The 2,561-nt window shown below is 52.6% G+C and carries 1 protein-coding gene, 2 tRNA genes and 2 rRNA genes (1 of these 5 running past the window's edge); 1 reads left to right on the top strand and 4 read right to left on the bottom strand.

Annotated elements, in window-relative coordinates; all coding sequences use genetic code 11:
- The 4 genes from ACU8YE_RS23565 to ACU8YE_RS23580 form a co-directional block, all read right to left on the bottom strand.
- A 23S ribosomal RNA gene (locus ACU8YE_RS23565) occupies positions 1-93 on the bottom strand; it reaches 2,885 nt to the left of the window's first position.
- Between the two features lie 265 nt (positions 94-358).
- Positions 359-434: transfer RNA gene (locus ACU8YE_RS23570), tRNA-Ala, on the bottom strand.
- A 36-nt stretch (positions 435-470) separates the two neighbouring features.
- A tRNA-Ile gene (locus tag ACU8YE_RS23575) sits at positions 471-547 on the bottom strand.
- A gap of 60 nt (positions 548-607) precedes the next feature.
- Positions 608-2,147: ribosomal RNA gene (locus ACU8YE_RS23580) — 16S ribosomal RNA — on the bottom strand.
- The 16S and 23S rRNA genes sit together here with 2 tRNA genes alongside, the layout of an rRNA operon.
- Before the next feature lie 162 nt (positions 2,148-2,309).
- Here ACU8YE_RS23580 and ACU8YE_RS23585 point away from each other — a divergent pair.
- On the top strand, positions 2,310-2,561 hold a 252-nt coding region (locus tag ACU8YE_RS23585), incomplete at its 3' end, for a hypothetical protein (protein ID WP_446929759.1).

The raw sequence follows: 2,561 nt of genomic DNA on the forward strand, positions 1-2,561 counted from the left end.
TTTGCCAGCTCCCCGCAGCTTTTCGCAGGCTACTACGTCCTTCATCGCCTGTAATCGCCAAGGCATCCACCACATGCACTTATTCGCTTGACCCTATAACGAGTATGTCTCGCTATAGGCTGAGTTCTCGCGTTGTGCCGTATTCCAAGACAATCTTTCGATTGCTCTGGTAATACTGGTTGATACAATCACAACCCAGTGTCGCGTTTTGATTGTGCGTCTCATCAACGCACCGCGACACCTTTACTACATTCCATATTGTTAAAGAACAGCCGAACTTTTACGCTCGTCTTGGCTAGGCCAAACGCAAACACCATCGACACAGCGTCGATGCTTGCGTTTGGCAACCAAAAGGTAATGGTGGAGGATGACGGGATCGAACCGACGACCCCCTGCTTGCAAAGCAGGTGCTCTCCCAGCTGAGCTAATCCCCCAGTCACGGCAGAGAACAACTTCCACCGTCCGTAACTTGGTGGGTCTGGTAGGACTTGAACCTACGACCCCCGCCTTATCAAGACGGTGCTCTAACCACCTGAGCTACAGACCCTTGGCTGTAACATCAAACAAACCGATAAGTGTGGACGCCTAACGTCGGATGCACGCTCTTAAAGGAGGTGATCCAGCCGCACCTTCCGATACGGCTACCTTGTTACGACTTCACCCCAGTCATGAACCCTACCGTGGTAATCGCCCTCCTTGCGGTTAGGCTAACTACTTCTGGTAAAGCCCACTCCCATGGTGTGACGGGCGGTGTGTACAAGACCCGGGAACGTATTCACCGCGGCATGCTGATCCGCGATTACTAGCGATTCCAGCTTCACGTAGTCGAGTTGCAGACTACGATCCGGACTACGATGCATTTTCTGGGATTAGCTCCACCTCGCGGCTTGGCAACCCTCTGTATGCACCATTGTATGACGTGTGAAGCCCTACCCATAAGGGCCATGAGGACTTGACGTCATCCCCACCTTCCTCCGGTTTGTCACCGGCAGTCTCTCTAGAGTGCCCTTTCGTAGCAACTAGAGACAAGGGTTGCGCTCGTTGCGGGACTTAACCCAACATCTCACGACACGAGCTGACGACAGCCATGCAGCACCTGTGTCCACTTTCTCTTTCGAGCACCTAATGCATCTCTGCTTCGTTAGTGGCATGTCAAGGGTAGGTAAGGTTTTTCGCGTTGCATCGAATTAATCCACATCATCCACCGCTTGTGCGGGTCCCCGTCAATTCCTTTGAGTTTTAATCTTGCGACCGTACTCCCCAGGCGGTCAACTTCACGCGTTAGCTACGTTACTAAGGAAATGAATCCCCAACAACTAGTTGACATCGTTTAGGGCGTGGACTACCAGGGTATCTAATCCTGTTTGCTCCCCACGCTTTCGTGCATGAGCGTCAGTGTTATCCCAGGGGGCTGCCTTCGCCATCGGTATTCCTCCACATCTCTACGCATTTCACTGCTACACGTGGAATTCTACCCCCCTCTGACACACTCTAGCCGTGCAGTCACCAATGCAATTCCCAAGTTAAGCTCGGGGATTTCACATCGGTCTTGCACAACCGCCTGCGCACGCTTTACGCCCAGTAATTCCGATTAACGCTTGGACCCTACGTATTACCGCGGCTGCTGGCACGTAGTTAGCCGGTCCTTATTCTTCCGGTACCGTCATCGACCCCAGGTATTAACCAGAGCCATTTCTTTCCGGACAAAAGTGCTTTACAACCCGAAGGCCTTCTTCACACACGCGGCATTGCTGGATCAGGCTTTCGCCCATTGTCCAAAATTCCCCACTGCTGCCTCCCGTAGGAGTCTGGGCCGTGTCTCAGTCCCAGTGTGGCTGATCGTCCTCTCAGACCAGCTACTGATCGTCGCCTTGGTGGGCCTTTACCCCACCAACTAGCTAATCAGACATCGGCCGCTCCTATAGCATGAGGCCTTGCGGTCCCCCACTTTCACCCTCAGGTCGTATGCGGTATTAGCTAATCTTTCGACTAGTTATCCCCCACTACAGGGCACGTTCCGATGTATTACTCACCCGTTCGCCACTCGCCGGCAGGAGAAGCAAGCTTCTCCCCCGCTGCCGTTCGACTTGCATGTGTAAGGCATGCCGCCAGCGTTCAATCTGAGCCAGGATCAAACTCTTCAGTTCAATCTGCTGTTTTCGCTCTTTACGAGCGGTCGCTCACTCTCAGAATCTGACTTGAACTTTCGTTCAAACCTTACTTCTGTGCGAGCACTTCATTACTTGTAAGCTAACGAACTTGCGTTCGTCGCATCCAGTATTAAGCGCCCACACTTATCGGCTGTTTGCTTGTTAAAGAACTTCGCGATCAACTTTGTTTATCGCGTCGCTGCGTTGTCTGCAGCAGAGAAACGAGATTATGCAGAGCTTTTTCGTCGCTGTCAACAACTCGTCGAAGAATTTTTATCCGTCAACTCGCTGCCAACTACCACCCGATCTACCGCCAATCGCCAACCACACAATCGACCGCAAACCCGCTCCACTCCTGCTTCTCCACCACTCAACACCACCACCGCCACTTGCGTTTCGGCGCTGTGTTTT

Source organism: Ralstonia sp. VS2407 (genome assembly GCF_052950655.1).